This is a genomic window from Brevibacillus sp. NRS-1366 (genome assembly GCF_050467985.1).
The window spans coordinates 736,546-756,910 of sequence record NZ_JBITPN010000022.1 but is presented as its reverse complement, the minus strand read 5'-3'; the positions used below and the strand labels follow the sequence as shown (position 1 = coordinate 756,910).

Annotated in this window: 21 protein-coding genes; 17 read left to right on the top strand and 4 right to left on the bottom strand. The window is 48.0% G+C overall.

The window, feature by feature from the left end; translation table 11 throughout:
- The first annotated feature begins 172 nt into the window (after positions 1-172).
- The 3 genes from ACIFQN_RS20430 to ACIFQN_RS20420 all read left to right on the top strand — a co-directional run bounded on the left by ACIFQN_RS20430 (position 173) and on the right by ACIFQN_RS20420 (position 2,233).
- Positions 173-550, top strand: coding sequence for a Spx/MgsR family RNA polymerase-binding regulatory protein (locus ACIFQN_RS20430; protein WP_429834848.1), 378 nt, complete (start codon positions 173-175; stop codon positions 548-550).
- 140 nt (positions 551-690) lie between these two features.
- On the top strand, positions 691-1,452 hold the full coding sequence (locus tag ACIFQN_RS20425; RefSeq protein WP_429834847.1) for an enoyl-CoA hydratase/isomerase family protein: 762 nt from the start codon (positions 691-693) through the stop codon (positions 1,450-1,452).
- A 142-nt stretch (positions 1,453-1,594) separates the two neighbouring features.
- Positions 1,595-2,233: an RsfA family transcriptional regulator gene (locus ACIFQN_RS20420; RefSeq protein ID WP_429834846.1), complete on the top strand. Its 639-nt coding sequence runs from the start codon at positions 1,595-1,597 to the stop codon at positions 2,231-2,233.
- A gap of 75 nt (positions 2,234-2,308) precedes the next feature.
- Here the strand turns inward: ACIFQN_RS20420 and ACIFQN_RS20415 are convergent, their stop codons facing one another.
- Positions 2,309-2,776 (bottom strand): N-acetyltransferase, encoded by a 468-nt coding sequence (locus ACIFQN_RS20415; protein WP_429834845.1) that lies wholly within the window; start codon positions 2,774-2,776, stop codon positions 2,309-2,311.
- A gap of 300 nt (positions 2,777-3,076) precedes the next feature.
- Between ACIFQN_RS20415 and ACIFQN_RS20410 the strand changes: the two genes are divergently transcribed.
- The 11 genes from ACIFQN_RS20410 to ACIFQN_RS20360 all read left to right on the top strand — a co-directional run bounded on the left by ACIFQN_RS20410 (position 3,077) and on the right by ACIFQN_RS20360 (position 13,924).
- Complete coding sequence (locus ACIFQN_RS20410) at positions 3,077-4,414, top strand: acetyl-CoA carboxylase biotin carboxylase subunit (RefSeq protein WP_429834844.1); 1,338 nt, start codon at positions 3,077-3,079, stop codon at positions 4,412-4,414.
- Between the two features lie 23 nt (positions 4,415-4,437).
- Positions 4,438-4,650, top strand: coding sequence for an acetyl-CoA carboxylase biotin carboxyl carrier protein subunit (locus ACIFQN_RS20405; RefSeq protein WP_429834929.1), 213 nt, complete (start codon positions 4,438-4,440; stop codon positions 4,648-4,650).
- 50 nt (positions 4,651-4,700) lie between these two features.
- Entirely contained in the window at positions 4,701-5,600 is a 900-nt protein-coding gene (locus ACIFQN_RS20400) for a hydroxymethylglutaryl-CoA lyase (protein WP_429834843.1), read from the top strand.
- Positions 5,601-5,627: 27 nt separating this feature from the next.
- A complete protein-coding gene (locus tag ACIFQN_RS20395; protein ID WP_429834842.1) occupies positions 5,628-6,401 on the top strand; it encodes an enoyl-CoA hydratase-related protein in 774 nt (257 codons plus the stop codon).
- A gap of 14 nt (positions 6,402-6,415) precedes the next feature.
- A complete protein-coding gene (locus ACIFQN_RS20390; RefSeq protein ID WP_429834841.1) occupies positions 6,416-7,954 on the top strand; it encodes an acyl-CoA carboxylase subunit beta in 1,539 nt (512 codons plus the stop codon).
- A 168-nt stretch (positions 7,955-8,122) separates the two neighbouring features.
- Positions 8,123-9,088, top strand: coding sequence for a ketopantoate reductase family protein (locus tag ACIFQN_RS20385; protein ID WP_429834840.1), 966 nt, complete (start codon positions 8,123-8,125; stop codon positions 9,086-9,088).
- Complete coding sequence (locus tag ACIFQN_RS20380) at positions 9,085-9,483, top strand: DUF3397 domain-containing protein (protein WP_429834839.1); 399 nt, start codon at positions 9,085-9,087, stop codon at positions 9,481-9,483. The genes ACIFQN_RS20385 and ACIFQN_RS20380 overlap by 4 nt, the downstream gene beginning before the upstream one ends.
- 53 nt (positions 9,484-9,536) lie before the next feature.
- Positions 9,537-10,094: a helix-turn-helix domain-containing protein gene (locus ACIFQN_RS20375; RefSeq protein ID WP_429834838.1), complete on the top strand. Its 558-nt coding sequence runs from the start codon at positions 9,537-9,539 to the stop codon at positions 10,092-10,094.
- 317 nt (positions 10,095-10,411) lie between these two features.
- Positions 10,412-12,034, top strand: a complete 1,623-nt coding sequence (bshC, locus tag ACIFQN_RS20370; RefSeq protein WP_429834837.1) for a bacillithiol biosynthesis cysteine-adding enzyme BshC — start codon at positions 10,412-10,414, stop codon at positions 12,032-12,034.
- Positions 12,035-12,230: 196 nt separating this feature from the next.
- Positions 12,231-12,746: a hypothetical protein gene (locus ACIFQN_RS20365; protein WP_429834836.1), complete on the top strand. Its 516-nt coding sequence runs from the start codon at positions 12,231-12,233 to the stop codon at positions 12,744-12,746.
- A gap of 122 nt (positions 12,747-12,868) precedes the next feature.
- Positions 12,869-13,924 (top strand): S-layer homology domain-containing protein, encoded by a 1,056-nt coding sequence (locus ACIFQN_RS20360; RefSeq protein WP_429834835.1) that lies wholly within the window; start codon positions 12,869-12,871, stop codon positions 13,922-13,924.
- A gap of 67 nt (positions 13,925-13,991) precedes the next feature.
- Here the strand turns inward: ACIFQN_RS20360 and ACIFQN_RS20355 are convergent, their stop codons facing one another.
- From ACIFQN_RS20355 to ACIFQN_RS20345, 3 genes are all read right to left on the bottom strand, one after another.
- Positions 13,992-15,206 carry a CynX/NimT family MFS transporter gene (locus ACIFQN_RS20355; protein ID WP_429834834.1) on the bottom strand — a complete coding sequence of 405 codons (1,215 nt, stop codon included), beginning with the start codon at positions 15,204-15,206 and terminating at the stop codon, positions 13,992-13,994.
- On the bottom strand, positions 15,203-15,907 hold the full coding sequence (locus tag ACIFQN_RS20350; protein ID WP_429834833.1) for a FadR/GntR family transcriptional regulator: 705 nt from the start codon (positions 15,905-15,907) through the stop codon (positions 15,203-15,205). The genes ACIFQN_RS20355 and ACIFQN_RS20350 overlap by 4 nt, the downstream gene beginning before the upstream one ends.
- A 157-nt stretch (positions 15,908-16,064) precedes the next feature.
- Complete coding sequence (locus ACIFQN_RS20345; protein WP_429834928.1) at positions 16,065-17,342, bottom strand: APC family permease; 1,278 nt, start codon at positions 17,340-17,342, stop codon at positions 16,065-16,067.
- A gap of 134 nt (positions 17,343-17,476) precedes the next feature.
- Between ACIFQN_RS20345 and ACIFQN_RS20340 the strand changes: the two genes are divergently transcribed.
- From ACIFQN_RS20340 to mraZ, 3 genes are all read left to right on the top strand, one after another.
- Positions 17,477-18,400: a LysR family transcriptional regulator gene (locus tag ACIFQN_RS20340; protein WP_429834832.1), complete on the top strand. Its 924-nt coding sequence runs from the start codon at positions 17,477-17,479 to the stop codon at positions 18,398-18,400.
- A 113-nt stretch (positions 18,401-18,513) separates the two neighbouring features.
- The gene (locus ACIFQN_RS20335; RefSeq protein ID WP_429834831.1) at positions 18,514-19,773 is read left to right on the top strand and encodes an adenosylhomocysteinase; all 1,260 of its coding nucleotides are present in this window, start codon (positions 18,514-18,516) and stop codon (positions 19,771-19,773) included.
- Positions 19,774-19,924: 151 nt separating this feature from the next.
- On the top strand, positions 19,925-20,356 hold the full coding sequence (gene mraZ, locus ACIFQN_RS20330; protein WP_049739062.1) for a division/cell wall cluster transcriptional repressor MraZ: 432 nt from the start codon (positions 19,925-19,927) through the stop codon (positions 20,354-20,356).
- The last annotated feature ends 9 nt before the right edge of the window (positions 20,357-20,365 follow it).

Sequence of the window (20,365 nt, the reverse complement as noted above, 5' to 3'; positions counted from 1 at the left end):
TAGATTAACTACTATTGACACAGTGTTAATGGCAGATTTATAATCCCAATTAAGGAAGGTTTTTTTATTAGCTAACTTTTTGCAAGTATTGGTTCCTAACATATGGAACAATTGTTGGTAACACTTGTATTCAATGAAAGTAGATCGTATAGATGAGATGGAGGGGTAACCGATGGCAGTTGCTGAACGTACACATACTCAAAAATTAACGTTTTTCACGTATCCGAGCTGCACATCCTGTCGGAAAGCGAAGGCATGGTTGGCAGAGAACGGCGTAAATTATGAAGAGCGTCATTTGTTTAAAAACCCACCAACAGCGGAAGAGCTGCTTGATATCATCAAAATGACCTCGAATGGACTGGATGAAATTTTGTCTACGAGAAGTCAACGCTTTAAAAACCTGGATGTGGACGTTAACGACATGTCTGTAAAAGAATTGCTGGAAATGCTCAGTGAAGAGCCTCAGCTTCTGAAAAGACCGATCCTTACCGACGGGGAAAACTTGATTGTAGGCTTCAATTCCTCAGCCATGAAAAATTTGTTGTCGTAAAGAAGAGAAGAGGGGGCCACGGCCTCCTTTTTTTACTTTTCAGGGACATCATGAACGGTTTTTTTCTCATCCCAATAGGATTCTTCGTCAAATGACGGTAAAATAAAGTCAAATAGGATGGATGAAAAGGTTGGGAAGCCATGATGGAAACCTTACACGTAAAAAAGCAAGATGGGATCGCCACGATTACGTTGAATCGACCTGAAGTACATAATGCGATCAGTGTAGAACTGGTCGAGGAATTACACGAGGCACTACGCGATTGCGGAGCTGATGAAACGGTAAAAGTTCTTATCATTACGGGCACAGGCAAAAGCTTCGTATCTGGTGGAGACTTAAACCAATTCATTGCTGCCAGGGGATACGAACAGGCATATCCGCTTTTGAGCAAGGTGGGTGCGCTGTTGTCAGCAATTGATCAAAGCACCAAGCCAGTCATTGCGATGATCAACGGGGCAGCAGTGGGAGGAGGATGCGAATTTGCTGGAGCCTGCCATTTCCGCTTTGCAAGCGACAAGGCTGTATTTGGTTTTGTTCAGATCGGAATGCACATTACAACCGGATGGGGTGGAGGAAGTCGCCTGTTGGATATATTACCTGAATCCAAGGCTCTCACTTTGCTTTTAACTGGTGAACGGCTATCCGCAGAGGAAGCCAAGACGTACGGTTTCGTCGATGAAGTGTATCTGGCGGCGCAACTGGAGGAGGAAGTGAATCGCTTCGCACGCAAGATCGCAACGCAGCCACTTGTTGGGATCGAGGCTTATATGCGGATATTGCACTGGAAGCGTGCCGGGCTTCCTCAGTCCGAACGAATTAGAAAGGAAATAGATCAGTGCGCAGGGAATTGGGGCAGTGAAGCACATGTTGCCGTGGTGGAAAAGTTTCTCACCAAACGGTAGCTTTCGGCGCGAAAAGGTTTCTCCCGTTTAAACATTTATTTGCTTGGACATACTTTTTCTAGTAGAAAGCGATTCTACAAGAGTAGGGAAAAGCATAGGATGAACTACATCATCCTTTTTAAAGGTAACGGGAGGGACTCATATGGTAGCTTCCAGACAAGACGCATGGACCGAAGATGACGATCTAGTGTTGGCGGAAGTCACCTTGCGCCACATACGCGAAGGCGGCACACAGCTTGCCGCATTTGAAGAAGTGGGTCAAAGGTTAGGAAGAACGGCAGCCGCTTGCGGTTTCCGGTGGAACAGTTGCGTTCGTAAGCGTTATGATGCCGCGATTTCCATTGCTAAAAGCCAAAGGCAGCAATTGAAAAAAATGGGCAGGGTGGCTCCGCCTCAAGGAATTGCCGACACGGAGGTCGTGGCTCTGACGCCTAAACGGCAAATTCCTGTTACTCCGGAGGTGTCCAAACAAGCAGAGGACGAGGAGCAGCAGATTGAATCAGTGATTCGAATGCTGGTCAATCAAAAAGAAATGTCACGTCGCTTGAGGCAGTTGGAACAAGAGTTGGAAGGAAAAGAATTGGAAATAAAAGAATTGACAGAGGCGCATGCAAAAGCGAAAAGAGAGCTGGAGCAGGTCCAAGGTGTCAACGATGATTATCGTGCCTTGGTACAGATCATGGATCGTGCCCGCAAGCTAGCCTTTTTGCAAGAAGAAGACTCGACCAAAGCCATATTCAAGATGGATGAAAACGGCAATTTGGAGCGAGTAGAAAAGTAGAGGCAGTCTTTTTTACATAAAAAGAAGCGGAGATTTAGCAGCCGCTTCTTTTTTGCTTTCATTATGAGTAGAGCGCTAGTCTTGCAGTCCGACGTTTTCTGGCAACCAAACGTACGGGTTTTCCCCACGATCACGCATGAGATTGTACTTCACAGGTGTGAAGCCCATTTTCAGCCAAAATTGGTCAGCACGACAGCGGGAGTTTGTCTTGATTGGTGCACCGAAGCTTTTCGCGTGGTTAACCAGAGCTGTTCCGTAATCCTTGTCACGGTAATCAGGCAGGACTTCAAGCTTCCACAGCTCATAATAATCCTGCGAAGGTTGGAAATAACGGTCGTATTTTCCATCAATTTTGTAGAGGCTCATCCGTGCTACCAAAAGATCGTTGTCATAAATACCATAAAAAGGAGATTCCGAATCGTTTTCCACGATGTTCGCCTCCAGGTCTTCCTTCATCGAAAGCTCCTCCAGGCCAAATTCGCGAAACTTTTGGAATTCCTCCAGTGTCTTGTAGTTGATTTGCAAACGTCTTACTTCAAACATTGGTTAGCCACTCCTCTCACAGCTCTTTACCTGGGCCACCTTCGGCCACTAATACCTAGTATACACCATTATGGCGAATTCCGTAGAGTTTTTCTTGCAAAAGGACGATGAAAAAGTCCGGGAAACATGCTGTCTCTCAGGAAATGTTTTCACTTCCTTGGAAAATTTTAAAATTTCAGCCTAGAACTCTTTTCAATCTCATGGCACAATAGGAAGTAGCAGCACATGCAGCAAACCGGAAAACAATTGTGAAAACGCTTTTTTATTGCGTTCAGGTTTGTAAAAGAGGGGAGCGTTGCCATGCGTAAGGTACTAATTGCAAACCGTGGTGAAATTGCCAGACGAATTATTCGTACCTGCCGGATGAAGGGTGTAGCTACAGTCGCAGTCTATTCCGATGCGGACAAAGACTTGCCATTCGTTAGGGAAGCGGACGAAGCGGTGCATATCGGACCGCCGCCTGTACCTCACAGTTATTTAAATGTAGAGGCAATCATCGCAGCAGCCAAGAGTACAAATGCTGATGCGATTCATCCTGGCTATGGACTATTGTCTGAAAACGAGGGTTTCGCAAAGCGGGTTTTGGAAGAAGGCTTGGTATTTATTGGACCTACACCTGAAGTAATCGGACAAATGGGAGACAAGCTGACAGCCCGCAAAATTATGCAAGCAGCAGGGGTGCCTGTTGTACCTGGTTGTGAGGAGCCTGTAGAGTCACCCGAGGAAGCAGCTGCGGTAGCTGCGTCTATTGGATATCCGGTTATGTTAAAGGCGAGCGCAGGCGGGGGCGGAATCGGTATGCAGATATGCCGGGACGAAGCCGAATTATGTCAGGCATATCAGTCCGCACGAGGCCGTGCAAAAGCCTATTTTGGAAATGACGCGATGTACGTGGAAAAATATGTGGAGCGCCCTCACCATATCGAGGTACAGATCGCCGCTGATCAACACGGCGAAGTCATTCATCTGTTGGAACGGGAATGCTCGATCCAGCGGCGTCACCAAAAAGTGTTGGAGGAAAGCCCTTCTCCGTTTTTGGACCAGGTTACACGGGAGCTATTATGTGCAGCCGCTGTGCAGGCAGGCAAAGCGGTCGGGTATTCAGGAGTTGGCACGGTTGAGTTCATCGTGGATGAAGAGAAAAATTTCTATTTCCTAGAAATGAACACACGACTGCAGGTAGAGCACCCGGTGACAGAAGAAATGACAGGGCTGGATCTTGTCGCGATGCAGCTTGCGATCGCGAAAGGAAGCCCGCTCGGAATTGCCCAGGCAGACGTAAAAGCGTTGCGACACGCCATTGAGCTGCGGGTGTATGCCGAAGATCCGGTAACATTCTTGCCTTCTCCAGGAACGATTACGTTGTATCAACCTCCTAAACAAGAATTCGTTCGGATTGACGACGGGGTAGAAACAGGGACACAAGTAACGCCATTTTACGACCCGATGATTGCCAAAGTGATTGTATCAGGTGCGACAAGAGAAGAAGCTTTGCAAAGGGCAGAAGAAGCTGCGAAAAACTTTCTGATTACTGGAATTAAAACAAACATTCCGTTTTTGCAGGAGGTCCTCGGAGACGAGCGATTCCGCTCAGGTGCCTACACGACCTGGTTTGTGCAAGAGCGAGTATCGAAATAAGAAAAAAGGAAGTGGATATGGATATGAAACAAGTAGCAGCTAATATGGCAGGTACCGTTATTCAAGTGCTCGTACAATCGGGAGATCAAGTAAGCGATGGTCAAGACGTAATCGTGTTGGAGTCCATGAAAATGGAAGTGCCTGTTCAGACGCAGGTAGCGGGCAAGGTAGCCCAGGTAAAAGTAAATATCGGCGACTTCGTTAACGATGGCGACATTATCATCGAGTTGGAATAGTATTAAAATGATTACAAACTGAGCGCCCGCTAGGAGAGGAGGGGAAGTGTATGAACAACGTGCAGATCGTAGAGGTAGGACCTCGGGACGGACTGCAAAATGAGAAGGAGATTGTTCCTGTAGAGGCAAAAATTCAGTTGATCAACAAGCTCGCTGCCTCGGGTTTGAAACGAGTGGAGGCAACTTCGTTTGTCAATCCCAAATGGATTCCGCAATTGGCAGATGCCGAAGAGGTCCTGCAAGGAATCACTCGCCGAACTGATGTGACGTTTAGCGCGCTGGTTCCCAATCTTCGCGGATTAGAGCGTGCTGCGGCATCTGGACTAACCGAAATTGCATTGTTCATGTCAGCCTCTGAATCCCACAATCAAAAAAATATTAATAAAAGCATTGACGATACATTTCCAATCCTGCGGGAAGTGGCGCGAGAAGCACAAGCATTGGGACTGCGAGTGCGCGGTTATGTTTCGACAGTGTTTGGCTGCCCTTACGAAGGACGCGTGCCGGTGGAAAACAGTCGGCGTGTGACACATGCCCTGCTGGAAATGGGCGTGTATGAGGTGTCTTTGGGAGATACGATTGGTGTCGCAACGCCAAAGCAAGTACACGAGATCATTGGGGAGCTTGTGAAAGATGTTACGACTGAGCGCTTAGCCGGGCATTTTCATGATACGAGGGGAACTGGCTTGGCTAATGTGGTTGCTGCACTGCACGAGGGGATACGCACCTTTGACAGCTCGGTCGGCGGACTCGGAGGTTGTCCATATGCACCGGGAGCGGCAGGTAACATTTCCACGGAAGATTTAGTGTACATGCTGCACGGGATGGACTATGAAACAGGAGTAGATCTGGATCTGGTCACACTGGCCGGGGCGTACATCCAAGAACAGTTGGGACGAGAGCTCACTTCGAAAGTTCTGAAGGCATCACTGGCAGCAAGGTCCGTATAACTACCGAAAAATCAGGAGGGAAACGGCATGACGGTTTCTTTGCATAAAGAGGGCTTGATTGGCGTACTTACTCTTGAGCGGCCCCAGGTGTTTAACTGCCTCAACCTAGAGACGCTTGCGACCTTGTGCCGCTTGATCGGTGAGATTGCACACGATCCAGAAATCAGGGTATTGATCGTGACAGGCGCAGGGGAAAAGGCGTTTTGTTCAGGGGCCGACCTGAAAGAACGGAGTACGATGCCTCAAGAGCAAGTGCAGCAATACATTAGAACGATCCGTGATACGTTTAGTGAGCTGGAAAAGCTGCCAAAGCCCGTCATTGCTGCCATTAATGGTTTGGCATTGGGAGGCGGTACAGAGCTGGCTCTTGCTTGCGACATTCGGGTGATGAGTGATACGGCCCAGATGGGATTGACGGAAACCTCCTTAGGCATTATCCCAGGGGCTGGGGGGACGCAGCGACTGCCTCGTCTCGTCGGAAAAGGGATCGCCAAGGAACTTATTTTTACAGCCAGACGTGTTCACCCGCAGGAAGCGCTGTCGATTGGTCTGGTCAATCGAGTCGTACCTCTGGAGCAACTGATGACGACATCACTTTCCTTGGCACACAGCATTTCAGCCAATGCACCACTCGCTCTCGCTCAGGCCAAATTTGCTATTGATTGCGGGATGGAGGTCGATTTGGCCTCGGGTCTGATGGTGGAGAGCAACGCTTATCAATTGCTTGTTCCCACAAAAGATCGTTTGGAAGGGCTGCAAGCTTTTAAAGAAAAACGAAAACCGAACTATCGTGGAGAGTGAATAGGGGGACGCCGATGAACAAGCAGATGGAAGAGACACTACGAGAAAAAATCGCTCAGGTAAAGCAAGGGGGCGACGCCAAATACCATGAAAAACTAAAAGAGCAGAACAAGCTATTCGTCCGCGATCGCTTGAAAATGTTGTTTGATGATGAATTCATGGTAGAAGACGGATTGTTCGCCAATGTAATGGCGGGAGATCTCCCTGCTGATGGGGTAGTGACGGCAATTGGTAAAGTAAATGGCCAGACTGTTTGCGTGATGGCGAATGACTCGACCGTGAAGGCAGGCTCGTGGGGATCGCGCACGGTTGAGAAAATCATTCGTATTCAAGAGACTGCTGAAAAAATGCGTGTTCCCCTCATTTATCTCGTGGATTCTGCGGGTGCGCGGATTACAGACCAGTTAGAAATGTTCCCGGGACGCCGTGGCGCTGGACGCATTTTTTACAATCAGGTAAAGCTTTCAGGAAAAATTCCGCAAGTGTGCATCCTGTTTGGTCCATCTGCTGCGGGGGGAGCGTACATTCCCGCTTTCTGTGATATCGTGATTATGGTGGATAAAAATGCGAGCATGTACCTCGGTTCGCCGCGCATGGCAGAAATGGTTATCGGGGAAAAAGTGAGCCTGGAGGAGCTGGGTGGCGCACGGATGCATTGCTCCGTTAGCGGATGCGGCGACGTACTGGCTGCCAATGAAGAAGAAGCGATCCAGTCGGCGCGCAACTACCTCAGTTACTTCCCGGCCAACTATACAGGAGAGCCGCCACTCGCCCAGGCAAAAGCTCCCAGCGAAACGGCCAAGGAAATCACAAGTATCGTGCCGGAAAATCAGAATGCTGCCTTTAATATGCACGATCTGATTACCGCTCTGGTGGATGCCGACTCCTTTTTCGAGATCAAAAAGCTGTTTGCCCAGGAACTGGTTACCGGTTTGGCTAGACTCGACGGGAAGCCGGTTGGAATTATTGCAAACCAGCCACGAGTAAAGGGTGGAGTGCTGTTTGTCGATTCAGCAGACAAGGCTGCCAGATTTATTACATTATGTGATGCTTTTCAAATTCCGTTGTTGTTCCTCGCTGACGTACCTGGCTTCATGATCGGGACAGCGGTAGAACGCGCAGGAATTATCCGTCACGGAGCCAAGATGATTTCCGCTATGGCGGAAGCGACGGTGCCCAAAATCTCGGTCATCGTTCGCAAAGCGTATGGAGCAGGTCTGTACGCCATGGCAAGCTCCGCATTTGAACCAGATGCATGCCTGGCTCTGCCGAATGCGCAGATTGCTGTTATGGGACCAGAAGCAGCGGTCAATGCCGTCTACAGCAACAAAATTCAGGCGATTGAGGACCCGCAGGAACGTCAAGCATTCATTGCAGAGAAGCGCAAAGAGTACCAGGAAGATATTGATCTGTACTTGCTCGCATCCAATTTGATCGTAGATGGGATTGTGCCGCCGAGTAATCTGCGCCAAGAGCTGATTAGCCGATACGAAGTGTACAAGGGGAAAAAGCAAGTCTTTTCGGATCGAAAACACCCCGTTTATCCGGTATAGATTCCAGCTCAGACTGTCGCTTTTAGGTGACAGTCTCTTTTTTTCTTTCATAAAAACTGGAATCCAGAAATTTTTCGATAATTTTGATCTTTTTTGTTCCAATCAATTGAACAATCTCCTAAACTCTGTTATTCTTAAAAATAAGTATTGATTAATGTAGGTGAACAAATGCGGTCACAAACAAACATCCTTCAAACGGTTGTAGTTGGCGGTGGCTCAGTTGGATTGCTGTATGCGGCAAGGTTGGCTCTCGCTGGCGAGGCCGTTACAGTGGTTACTCGCAGTTCACTCCAGGCAAATCAGCTCACGCAAAAAGGGATTACCTACACAGGGCTGGATGGCAATACGCGTGTGGTCCCTGTCTCAGCTTCTCCCATCGAGCGAGGGTTGCCTGAAGGGAATTTGTATTTGTTGACCGTCAAGCAGACCGATTTATCTGGTTTGTTGCCAGCGTTTCGTAAAGTAAACAGCTCGGCACGCGTTATTGCGCTGCAAAATGGTATGGGCCACCAGGAGCTTTTAAATGGCGTTCTGTCCGAGCAGCATTGCTTCTTTGCCATCAATACAGAAGGGGCAAGACGCTTGTCAGGAACGGAAGTGGTGCATACAGGGAGCGGTACTTTACGCGTCGGGGCGTGGGAGAATGGAAGTGACTCTGATCCAGTCATTCTTTACTTTGTGAATTGGGCGACCTCCGCAGGTATCCATACTATACTCGAAAAGTCAATCAAGCCATATGCATGGCGCAAGCTCATGGCCAATGCACTGATCAATCCGTTAACAGCGCTTTTTGAAGTTCCAAATGGCGCTCTCCTCGAAAATCCACATACAGAAAAGCTGATGCGAGAGCTCTTTTTGGAAGCTTCTGCTGTAGCTGAGTATGCTGGACAAAAATTAGGGGAAGCGGACTGGCAGGAAATTGTCACCATATGCCGAAATACTTCCCGAAATCTTTCCTCCATGCTGCAGGATGTCAAGCGACACAGGCAAACGGAAGTGGACTCAATCAACGGCTACATCGTGAAACAAGGACATGTTGCCGGGATTCCCACTCCCCTGCACGAAACGTTGCTTCGAGTGATCACCCTCAAGTCAAGCATGGGAATGTGGAAGGAGGGAGGCGACAGTAAATGACCATGTTGGCAAATATCTGGGCCTATTTATGGGGTACGTTGACGGTTGTGCCATTTCTTGGCTTCCCACTCGTTTATCTAATTTTATACGGATGGAAGAGGGACAAGCGCTTGGCAGGCCGTTGGGCGATAAATATCACGAATTTTTTGGTGATTCGTTCAGCCGTTTCCGCTTATGGACTCATCTGGCCAGAGGCTTTGTCCGCCTGGTGGTGGGTAATGTGTTTTTTCCTTGTTTCGATCGCTTTATTGGCGTGGATTCAAGTGAAGTGGAAAGGGAAGCTCTCCCTGCGAAAGGTTGGATTTTCCGCATGGCGATTGTCGTTTCTCTGGTTTGGAATTGTCTATATAGTGCTGTTTACGACCGGAATAATCAAGACGATGGGTGTCGTGTAAAGCACTGGTAATACATAGCGTATTTATTCCGATAAGAAAGAAGGTTGGAACTTATGCGACTTCCCATCGAGACCATCGGACACAAGATTCGTATGATTCGGAAAGAGCGTGGCTTTACCCTGGAGATTATGGCTGGCAAGACTGGGCTCAGTAAAGGTTTGCTTAGCCAAGTGGAGCGAGGAATTTCACAGCCTTCTCTGGATTCCTTGTGGAAAATCACCAAGGCTCTCGAGTCACCCATCATTCATTTTTTTGAAGATATTGATCAAAAACAAGTGCATGTGACTCGTTTCCAAAAACGCAGACAACTGGTTTTTCCTGAATCGACAGGTACGTATTCGTTGCTCTCGATGGGAGGCAGTGCCAAGCTGGGAATGCTTGAAGTACGACTTTCCCCAGGAGAAATGGTGGTAGACAAGTTTGTCCAGTCAGATGGCGAAGAGTGCTTTACCGTCATCCAGGGGTCCGTAACTGCCCGTTTTAACGATGAGGAGCATATTCTGGAAACAGGGGACAGCATATCGTTTGACAGCAGCAAAAGTCACTCGATTGAAAATTCAGGTGAAGAAGAAGCGGTTTTGATCTGGTCTGTAACACCACCACAGTTCTAAAAAAGCATGTCCTACACTTTGACAACCCATAAATGCGGGTTGTCTTGTTTTTTGTAGCTTTGGAGCATGGTATAATTTGCAGAGACCATGGCCCTTACAAATCTAATTGAGGCCTGTTCGCCGAGCAGCGACCGCGTTTTAGCGCGGAAGCTTTTACCGAAGTTATGCCGGAAGCAGACGCTGAGGCACCTTACCGAAGTTATGCCGGAAGCAGACGCTGAGGCACCTTGTTATACCCTCCGGAAAAGTTTAAGCATGGATGCTTTCGCACGGTGGGGTAGTTAAACTTTCCTACATGTCAAGAAAGGTGAGCTAGCATGAACGTTGAATGTCTCGCGCTTCCGATCGCAAATCGGCTGGCACAGGAATACCAGCAGCAGGATGCCTCTGCGCTACAGTTTTTTACCCATAATCCATACCATATACAGTCGTACCAGGAACGGTTGGAGTGGCTTCGGGGACAGACGTACTCCCACCGGGAACAGCTGGCGGAGGGCTTATATACGTTTAATAAAAAAATCGGGAATCACCAGGAGGCGCTACGGCGGATCCAAGCCCTGAAAAATCCGGATACGTATGTAGTCATTGGTGGACAGCAAGCAGGCGTAATGACAGGCCCACTGTATACCATCCACAAAGCCGTCCATCTGATACAGACTGCAAAGCGGCTGTCCGAGGAGCTGCAAGCAGAGGTTGTCCCGGTTTTCTGGATTGCCGGAGAAGACCATGATATTGATGAAATTGATCATGTGTACTGGCTGACAGACAAAGAGACACGGCTGCACAAGGAACGCATGAACCTGAACAAAAAAGGGCGCGTTTCTGCCAGTGGCCTTCCCCTTAATGAGGAAGCTTGTACGCAGTTTTTGGAAAGCTTTTTCCACGCCCAGACCGAGACTGCAGAGACCGGACAAATACGAAAGCTGTTAACCAGTACGGCTTCTTCATCAGACAATGTGGCAGAATGGTTTGCTCGGCTGATGGCAGCGTTATTTGGCAAGCATGGCCTTATTCTCGTGGAATCTTCCTTGCCGTTTATTAGGGAATTGGAACGGCCTGTATTTGAACAGGTGATTGAAAAGAATGAGCAGGTTGCCCATTTGTTGCTAAAAGCGGCTGATCGCATTTCTACGGCGGGGTATCCATTGCAGCTTCAGGTAGAAGAGCATCAGGCGAATTTGTTTCTTTACGAAGGGCAGGATCGATTGCTGCTCGAGCGTCACGCAGACCGCTTTGTAAACAGACGTGCATCCTATTCGCGTGAGGATTTGATGAGGCTGGCTGCTGATCAGCCTGAGCGTTTCAGTGCGAATGTAGTCACTCGCGGCTTGATGCAGGAGCATCTTTTTCCTACCCTTGCATTTATCGGGGGGCCTGGTGAGATCGCTTATTGGGCGTATTATCGGGAAGTATTTGAGCTATTCGGGATGCAGATGCCGATCGTTTTGCCGCGTATGTCTGTAACACTGGTCGAAGGCGCACAGGTAAGATTGCTTGAGAGTCTCGATCTGCGCTTAGAGCATGTACTGAATGGCTTTGCAGAATGGAAGCGGGACTGGGCGGCAGGGCAAGAGCCGCATCCATTGCAAAAACAATTTTCCGCTACACGCGAACAACTGCTGTCGATGTATCGACCACTCGTTGAAGAAGTAGTGCGGCTAGATGGGGGATTACGTGGCTTGGCTGAAAAGAATACCAACCTGCTGCTCGAGCAAGTATCTTTTTTGGAAGAGCGCTTGATACGTTCCTTGCAGCAACAAGATGACGTAGAACATATGCGTGTTCAACGAATCGAGGCGTCCTTATTTCCGGACGGCGGCTTGCAGGAGCGTAAGCTATCTTTCTTCGCTTTCGCCAACAAATATGGCTTGTCGCTAGTGGATCGGTTAGTTAAGGCGCCATTTGCGCACGATGGAACTCATCAAATCTTTTTCGTTTAATAGTTCAGCCCGTCATAGCTGATGGAAGCTGTCTGAACCTCCATTTACAAGGGGGTTCTTTTCTTTTTTTACCACGGGCAGATCACTAACAGCTGCTGAGATCCTACGGGGATAAATCAATTTATGATTATCCTCTATTTATATCTCTAGGTTAAATTGATATAATTTGTAAATGTTTACCTCTGGGGGTGCTGAATTGCAGATCATACTTACGATCCTTTTTTTATTGTTCAGTCTTACTGCATGCTCATCAGACATTTCTGATGAAGAACGGAAAGAGCAAGCTAAAAAACTATTGATTGAATTCAGTAAAATGAATTACGAAGTTAGAAAAGAGGACTATATAAAAACACCCAATGATTTTACGGCTTATATTTCAGTGATACAAAATAAAGCAACACCTTATTTAACGAAGAAAGAGGCTGAAGATTTCCTCAAAAACAGAATGGGTTTCACCGCTGCATATTTATCGTATCATGACATCTTCTTAACTGTAGAAGATGTCGAAATTACTGATTTCAAAAGAGATGAGGCTTCTGGATCGATTCTTATTAGTTACACCGTTTTCTTGAAAAACTCATCGAAAAATGAGATCGTACAAGGAGCAGGTCAAGTAACCATATTGCCAGACCATGATACTTTTAAAATTGATAGATATTGGGATGATATCAGGCCCAGACAATTTACGAACAAGAAAGAAGAAGAAAAGTAGTCCACACGAAGGCTGGTTGTTTATTTTTGGTACCCATTTTAGCAAAAATAGGCTGAAACTTTTACGACAAGATCTGCGTCCTAACAGTAATTGAATTGCTGTTGTGAAAGGTGGTACTCGTGATGCAGAAACAGTTGCGACAAATCGGAAAAAAAATGACTGTCTTGGCCCTAACTCTGTCGTTTTTCATGACAGGAGCTGCCACTTGTGGCTTTCAAAAGGCCGAGGCACGTGAAGAATGGGTCGCTACGTCTGCTGTTTCCTTTACTGACACAAAAGGACATTGGGCAGCTAAAGAAATCACTAATGCTGCCAAAAGTGGCATGATTCAAGGCTTCCCAGACGGGACGTTTCGACCGGAGCAGACGATCACTGAGGAGCAGTTTCTTTCTTTAGTAGAACGAATTATCCCTAAATTTAGCGGACATGAACCAGACGCTTTTATACAAGAGTCATATTTATCGGCTGCAAAAGGACGCTGGTCAGAGAAAACCTACCGGCATTTGATGGCAGCGGGAATCATGCCGTCGGGTAAACCAACAGAGGGAATGAATCGGTTGGAAGCAACCCGTGTATTGCTTGCAGCCTTGGGTCATCAGTCAGAAGGAGAAAAATACCGCGGAACCAAGGCACACTTTTTTTCCGATCTCTCAGTAGAAAATGAAGGGGAAGTAATGACGGTCTATCCTGCTTACAAAATGGGGATCATGGCAGGATATCCGGATGGGACATTTCGACCGAAGGAGATGATCACCAGAGCGCAGGCTGTCGTCCTATTAACCCGCTTGGACCACAAAATAGATGAGTTGTTTCCGGGGAACGTCACCGAAGAAGAGAAACAAGGGATGACGAAAGCAGTTTCTACGTTTGTACAAGATGTGATGGACCAGGAACGCATCCGCCGACTCGATGAGCTGCTTTCTTATGTGAAGAAAAAGAAATTGCCAGTCACGGAGTCGTTTTTGCGGGAGCACTTTTCGTTTATGCAGTATGAAGTATACGACTATGTTCGATTCCCGCGTTTTAACGAGCTGATTTATTACGCTAAAATCGGTACGAGCAAGTATCGGATGACCGTTCAGTATTACGCAGGGGAGCTGGGGGGCAGTGTCGACAAAACCTTCTACCTCTCCTCAACTGACGGAAAGTCATTTCAATTGATTGGAAAAGATGAATAATAACGCAAAAAACAAAAGGCGTGCCGATGAGCGCGCCTTTTTGTTTTACGATCGAAAACAGATGAAATTAAACAGTCTGATTACGCCCTGCGCCAAGCCCGGCAAAAATGAGCAACAGACTGACGATGATTAATGAGACGAGCGGTACAGACCAGGAGTGTGTCAAGTCAAACACAAAGCCGATGAAAATGGGGCCAAACGCCGCTAGCAAATAGCCGACAGATTGAGACATTCCGGAAAGTTCAGCTGCTTCACGCACGTTTTCAGTCCGAATGACGATGAAGGTAAGGGCAAGGCTAATACTCGCGCCTTGAGCTAAACCGAGCAAAACAAGGCAAATGATCAGGAGAAACATGTTGCCGTCTACCAGTAAACCGGCGCAGCCTAGCAGGGAAAAGAGGCCAATCACCACTGTCATCAGTCTCTGATCACGAAAACGAGAGGCAAGGACAGGAGCGAGAAAGCTGGCTGGCAAGCTGATGGCCTGGACAAGAGATAACAGCCAGCCGGAGTTTGTCTGACTAATTCCGTGCTGCTGCAAAATGGCAGGCAACCAGGCAATCGTGCAGTAAAAGAGGAACGATTGCAGACCCATGAACAAAGTGACCTGCCAAGCAAGTGCTGAACGCCACAGTCCTTTTTTCGGAGTGCTCTTTTGAGTCGCCGAAGCTATAGACTTGCCGGTACTCCGAAGCTGGGGGAGCCAGACGGAAATGGCGATGACGACAACAATTGCCCAAAAAGCGAGAGAACCTTGCCAGCCGAGATTCGCGCCTTTTTCGAGTGGGATACTGACCCCTGAGGCGATGGCGGCGCACATGGACATGGTCGTTGTGTAGACACTTGTCAGTAGTCCCGCTTTTTGAGGAAAGCGTTGCTTGACGAGTCCAGGGAGGAGCACGTTACAAATCGCGATTCCTGCCCCAATAAAAGCAGTTCCAACGAATAGGGTAAAAATGAAACCAGAAGAACGCAGGATGATTCCAAGCAGTACAGTAAGAAGTCCTGCAAGTAACGTCCGTTCTGTACCCAGTCGATGCCCAATGCTAGGTGCCAAGGGAGAAAGTAAAGCAAAAGCCAGCAAAGGTACGGTAGTTAACATCCCTGACATTCCATTGGACAGCCCGAGATCAGTGCGTATAGATCCGACCAAAGGTCCAACGGATGTAATAGGGGAGCGCATCGTAAATGTAATCAGGATGATCCCGGCAATGATCAGCATAGGGTTAGGGATGGCTGGCTGGGCCTTTGGTTTCGCTTCTGCCAAAGCTGGATTACTCATACATGGATACTTCCTTCCTTGATCAGCTTCAGAAGAGCTGTCTTGCTGGCCTGAATCAGGATGCTTGCTGCTTCTTCAGCGGCTTCTGGGTCTTTCATAGAGATTGCTTCCACTAAGTTGGTATGATGCTTGGACTGTGTGTCCATCATCATGTCACCGAGGTCCTGGGTGTCGCTGATGGAGAGATGCAGAGATTCAGTCATGTTTTTGTATAAATCAATCATCATACCGTTATAGGTGGCGGCGGCTATCGCCATATGCAACTCGACATCAGCTAACGTATAAGCTTCAGCGTCATGACGCAAGCTTTGCGACCGAGACAGCTTTTGGCGAATGACCTCAAGATCTTCGTCTGTCCTGCGCAAAGCGGCGAGTCTGGCCATTTCGCGTTCCAGTCCATGCCGTACCTCCAAAATTTCCAAGACAGTGGAGCGCTGCAACCGACGCTGCATGGCTGCACCAAATTCACTGGAAGAACGGACATATGTACCGTCTCCTTGGCGAGCTTCCAGCATGCCGGTATGAATCAAGGCTTGCACGGCTTCGCGAAGAGTATTGCGGCTGACTCCAAGCTGTTCGGCCAGCTCAGGCTCCGGTGGAATTCGCTCACCTACCGGCCAAGAGAGCGCTTCAATACGTTGAACCAACTGTTCCACTACTTGTTTGACCAAGGAGGAACGGACTGTTTTTTGTAATGACATCTGTATACCTCCAAACATCCGATGATTGGGAATGTGTCCATTCTAGCAGACGAATGACTGGTTGCCAATATTAATTAGCCAGGAAAGTGTTTGGGAAACAGGAAAAAGGACAGGCCGCTGAGAAAAATTCCAGCAAACCTGCCCTTTTTACAATCGTTTACGAGGTGATCCTTTTTTTACGCTTTTGCCAGAAAAGTAAAATCAATGCAATTACGACCGGATAAAGTGCAGACCATCCTAGGAAGGGATAAAGTCCTACCGTAAAGATGAGAGAGGTCCAGGAAGCAATTTGTCCCCAGCGGTTATCATGCAATAGGCGTACACCCGCCAGACAGCCGCCGATGTAAGTAGCGAAGAAGGTGGCATTGGGCAGCTCGATTAGCCTAGAGAGGTCCATGATGCCGAAATATAATACACCCAGGACGACTACAAACGTGAGGGAGAGAAAAAGCAGTCCACCGATGGGAGTCCGGTATTTCGCATGCAAGATTCCGAACCAGCGTGGGGCGATCCTCTCTTTTGCGAGCGAATAGGCAATCCGCGAAGCAGCACCGACATACGCATTGGCAGTGGCGATACAGATAAACAAGGCTGTGACTGCTACGATCCACCCGCCAGCAGGACCTAGCGAGAGCTGGACCATAATACTCAGCGATGCAGCAGAAATTCCTTCGCCATAGCTCTGCGTAGCAACCGTCATGAATGCGACCGCAAGATAGAGCAGGGCGACAATCCCAGCACTCCACAGTACACCGCGAACGGCGTTTTTCCCCGGATCGACGAACTCCTCAGACAAATGAGTCACCGCTTCCCAACCAATGAAGCACCAAAAAAGCAGACCAGCCGCGGAAACGACACTCAGCCATCCATTTGGAGCAAACGGAGTAAAATGGGTGAGGGAAGCATGCGGCAAGGAAGCAACGACGGCTAAGATCAAGATGGAAATGATCAATGAAACAACAATCGTCTGAACCCGGGCAGCTACATGCATGCCGAAAACATTCATAAGTAGTACGGCAAGAAGGATCAGACCTGAGGCGGCATAAATCTGCAAATCTCCCCAGTGTAGCAGGACGGCCAAATAATTAGCGCCAGTAACACTGAGGATCGGAGCGCCGATGGGAACAGAAAGGAGGAAAAACCAGCCCACGATATTTCCGAACCGATCTCCGTAGGCCATCCTGACGAACGTGGACACCCCTCCAGAGCTTGGATAACGAGCGGAAAGCAGTCCCATTGTAATCGCCATCGGCAGAACGAGTATGGACATGACTAGCCAGGCAAGAATGGACGCAGGACCTGCTTTTTCAGCAGCCAGTCCTGGAATGAGCAATACTCCTGAACCAATAACTGCTCCAATGTACAGCGCGACGATTTGCGGCAATCCCAATGTCTTGACAAGACCGGGTGTGTGTGCAGAAGATTTACTCACGATAATCCCTCTCTTTTAGCGTTTATGATCCTTTTCAATGACTTTGTAGGGGTAGTGTAGCATAGACTTAATCATCGGAGATATCTATAATATTAGATAAATCAAATCGGTTTTTTCGATGGAAGGAGGGAAGAAGCGTGGATACCCGTTATTTACAGACCTTTCGGGAAGTTGCCAAGTGGCACAGCTTTACTCGCGCTGCTGAAATATTAGGCTATGCACAATCTAGTGTAACGACGCAAATTCAAAATCTGGAGACGGAATTTGGTGTGACCCTATTCGAGCGATGGGGGAGAAAAATCAGGCTGACTCAAGCCGGAGAGGTGCTTTTGGCATACAGTGAACAGCTCCTGGCGATTTTAGAAGAAACCAAAGCAAACCTTTCGGAGCAGGCTCATTTGGCTGGGACACTGAGCATCGGAACAGTCGAATCGCTTGCTGCCTTTTATCTCCCGCCTTATTTGCAAAAATTTCGCCAAGAACAGCCGCGTATGCGCATATCCCTGCACCCGGGTATTTGTCATGATCTGAGACAAGGGGTAAAGGATGGGAGATACGATTTTGCTTTTGTTCTCGATTGGCTCCAGGATCATCCCGAGCTGACCACGATCAATTTAGGGGAGCAAAAGCTGGTGGTCATATGCGCTCCCACACATCCACTTGCTAAAAAAGACAAGATTGAGGCGTACGATTTTTCAGGTGAAAACTGGATTTTTACAGAATCGGGCTGCAGCTATCGCTCGATCATGGAAGCAGTGCTGCGTGATGCGGGAGCGACGATCGTTTCCTCTTTTGAGTTCGGCAGTTTGGAAGCCATCAAGCAGTGTGTTGCATATGATTTAGGGATTGCGCTTGTTCCGTATATTGCCGTGGCGGAAGAAGCGAAAAAAGGCACACTAGCCATACTGCCTTTTTCACATCCTGACGTCCGGGTGTATCGTCAATTGGTATACCATAAAAAGAAGTGGATGCCCCAGGCACTCCTGCGCTTTTTGGAAATATTGACAACGGACGTCGTGCCGGCCCCGGTCGGCTCGAAAGAAAAGCGTGCTTTTGGCTAAACACTTTTTGTACGGGCAGAATATGTCGGTAACAGGAAAAACAGATGATGGCGCAACTTGCGTATGATATGATAGATTAGATTGTTTTTGAGATGAAGGAGGTCCATCCATACATGAACACCATTTCCGAAAGCATTGTAAAAGACATGTCCTTGGCACACAACGGCCATCTGAAGATTGACTGGGTAAAAGAGCACATGCCAGTTCTCAACCGCATTCGCGAGCGCTTTGAAAAAGAGCAGCCTTTTGCTGGTTTGAAAGTGGCGATCTCCTTGCACTTGGAAGCAAAAACTGCGTATCTGGCAAAAGTAGTGCAAGCAGGCGGGGCTGAAGTAACCATTACGGGTTCCAACCCTCTCTCGACGCAAGATGATATTTGCGCTGCATTGGTTGAAGACGGTATTCGCGTATTTGCGAAATACAATCCAGATCCAGCAGAATACAAAGAGCATATGATTAAAACACTCGAAACTCGTCCTGACCTGATCATTGATGACGGTGGAGACTTGGTAACGATCCTGCACAGCGAGCGCCGCGATCTCTTGTCCCAAGTACGCGGTGGTGCAGAAGAAACGACGACAGGTATCCTGCGTCTGAAAGCATTGGAAAAAGAAGGCAAGCTGGAATTCCCGATGGTTGCAGTAAACGATGCCTTCTGCAAATACTTGTTTGACAACCGCTATGGTACAGGTCAATCCGTTTGGGATGGCATCAACCGTACAACCAACCTCGTTGTTGCAGGTAAAACGGTTGTCGTAGCTGGCTATGGTTGGTGCGGTAAAGGAGTGGCTATGCGTGCTAAAGGTCTCGGTGCGAAAGTCATCGTAACCGAAATCGACGCAATCAAAGCGGTAGAAGCGTACATGGATGGATTTGAAGTAATGCCGATGCTTGAAGCAGCTAAGCACGGAGATTACTTCGTTACTGTTACAGGTAACCGTGACGTGATTCGCAAAGAACACTTCGAAGTGATGAAAGATGGCGCAATTTTGTCCAACGCTGGTCACTTTGATGTCGAAGTAAACAAAGTAGAACTAAATGCATTGTCGACTTCTACGCGGATTGTGCGTAAAGATATCGAAGAATTTGTCATGGCTGACGGTCGAAAAGTATACCTCTTAGCAGAAGGCCGTCTGGTTAACCTGGCAGCAGGTGACGGTCATCCGGCAGAAATCATGGATATGACGTTTGCTCTGCAAGCAGTTTCCTTGGCTTATGTGAATGAGCAGTACAAAAACATCGGAAAAAGCGTCCTGAACGTTCCGTACGAGCTGGATGCTATGGTTGCTCAATACAAATTAGAAGCCCTGAAAATGGGAATCGACAAATTGACTGACGAGCAAAAATCATACTTGGATAGCTGGGTCGAATAGGCCTGCGAAACCCGTCTTTTCCCGGCAAAAAAATATGCGAAAAAATCCTGCTTACAAATGCAGGATTTTTTTTTATAATAGCTATAAGCAATCAAGTGGGGAAAAGTGGGGGAAAGTGGAGCCCTGCGGTAGGAAAGTGGGGGAACTGGGCGTGTTCATGGGGGAATTCCAGCATAGCATCGACGAAAAAGGCCGCCTGACCATCCCTGCCAAATTCCGTGAAGGCTTGGGAGCTTCCTTTGTCATTACCCGCGGACTGGACCAATGCTTGTTTGCTTATCCGATGGAAGAGTGGAAACAATTAGAGGAAAAACTGAAGACTCTTCCTTTTACCAAAGCAGATGCACGTGCTTTTACACGCTTTTTCTTTTCCGGTGCAACCGAATGTGAGTGGGACAAGCAGGGAAGGGTAAATATACCGCCTAATCTGCGTGATCACGCTGGCATGCAAAAGGAATGCGTCATTATTGGCGTATCGAACCGAGTAGAGGTATGGAGCAAGGAACGTTGGGAAGATTACTTCGCCCAATCCGAAGGCTCGTTCGGGGAGATTGCAGAAAAACTTGTGGATTTTAATTTGTAGCAGCAAGAA

Bases quoted from the DNA above. Each gene is read 5' to 3' on its own strand.
- ACIFQN_RS20430 (WP_429834848.1), top strand. From the start codon at position 173: ATGGCAGTTGCTGAACGTACACATACTCAAAAATTAACGTTTTTCACG.
- ACIFQN_RS20425 (WP_429834847.1), top strand. From the start codon at position 691: ATGATGGAAACCTTACACGTAAAAAAGCAAGATGGGATCGCCACGATT.
- ACIFQN_RS20420 (WP_429834846.1), top strand. From the start codon at position 1,595: ATGGTAGCTTCCAGACAAGACGCATGGACCGAAGATGACGATCTAGTG.
- ACIFQN_RS20415 (WP_429834845.1), bottom strand. From the start codon at position 2,776: ATGTTTGAAGTAAGACGTTTGCAAATCAACTACAAGACACTGGAGGAA.
- ACIFQN_RS20410 (WP_429834844.1), top strand. From the start codon at position 3,077: ATGCGTAAGGTACTAATTGCAAACCGTGGTGAAATTGCCAGACGAATT.
- ACIFQN_RS20405 (WP_429834929.1), top strand. From the start codon at position 4,438: ATGAAACAAGTAGCAGCTAATATGGCAGGTACCGTTATTCAAGTGCTC.
- ACIFQN_RS20400 (WP_429834843.1), top strand. From the start codon at position 4,701: ATGAACAACGTGCAGATCGTAGAGGTAGGACCTCGGGACGGACTGCAA.
- ACIFQN_RS20395 (WP_429834842.1), top strand. From the start codon at position 5,628: ATGACGGTTTCTTTGCATAAAGAGGGCTTGATTGGCGTACTTACTCTT.
- ACIFQN_RS20390 (WP_429834841.1), top strand. From the start codon at position 6,416: ATGAACAAGCAGATGGAAGAGACACTACGAGAAAAAATCGCTCAGGTA.
- ACIFQN_RS20385 (WP_429834840.1), top strand. From the start codon at position 8,123: ATGCGGTCACAAACAAACATCCTTCAAACGGTTGTAGTTGGCGGTGGC.
- ACIFQN_RS20380 (WP_429834839.1), top strand. From the start codon at position 9,085: ATGACCATGTTGGCAAATATCTGGGCCTATTTATGGGGTACGTTGACG.
- ACIFQN_RS20375 (WP_429834838.1), top strand. From the start codon at position 9,537: ATGCGACTTCCCATCGAGACCATCGGACACAAGATTCGTATGATTCGG.
- bshC (WP_429834837.1), top strand. From the start codon at position 10,412: ATGAACGTTGAATGTCTCGCGCTTCCGATCGCAAATCGGCTGGCACAG.
- ACIFQN_RS20360 (WP_429834835.1), top strand. From the start codon at position 12,869: ATGCAGAAACAGTTGCGACAAATCGGAAAAAAAATGACTGTCTTGGCC.
- ACIFQN_RS20355 (WP_429834834.1), bottom strand. From the start codon at position 15,206: ATGAGTAATCCAGCTTTGGCAGAAGCGAAACCAAAGGCCCAGCCAGCC.
- ACIFQN_RS20350 (WP_429834833.1), bottom strand. From the start codon at position 15,907: ATGTCATTACAAAAAACAGTCCGTTCCTCCTTGGTCAAACAAGTAGTG.
- ACIFQN_RS20335 (WP_429834831.1), top strand. From the start codon at position 18,514: ATGAACACCATTTCCGAAAGCATTGTAAAAGACATGTCCTTGGCACAC.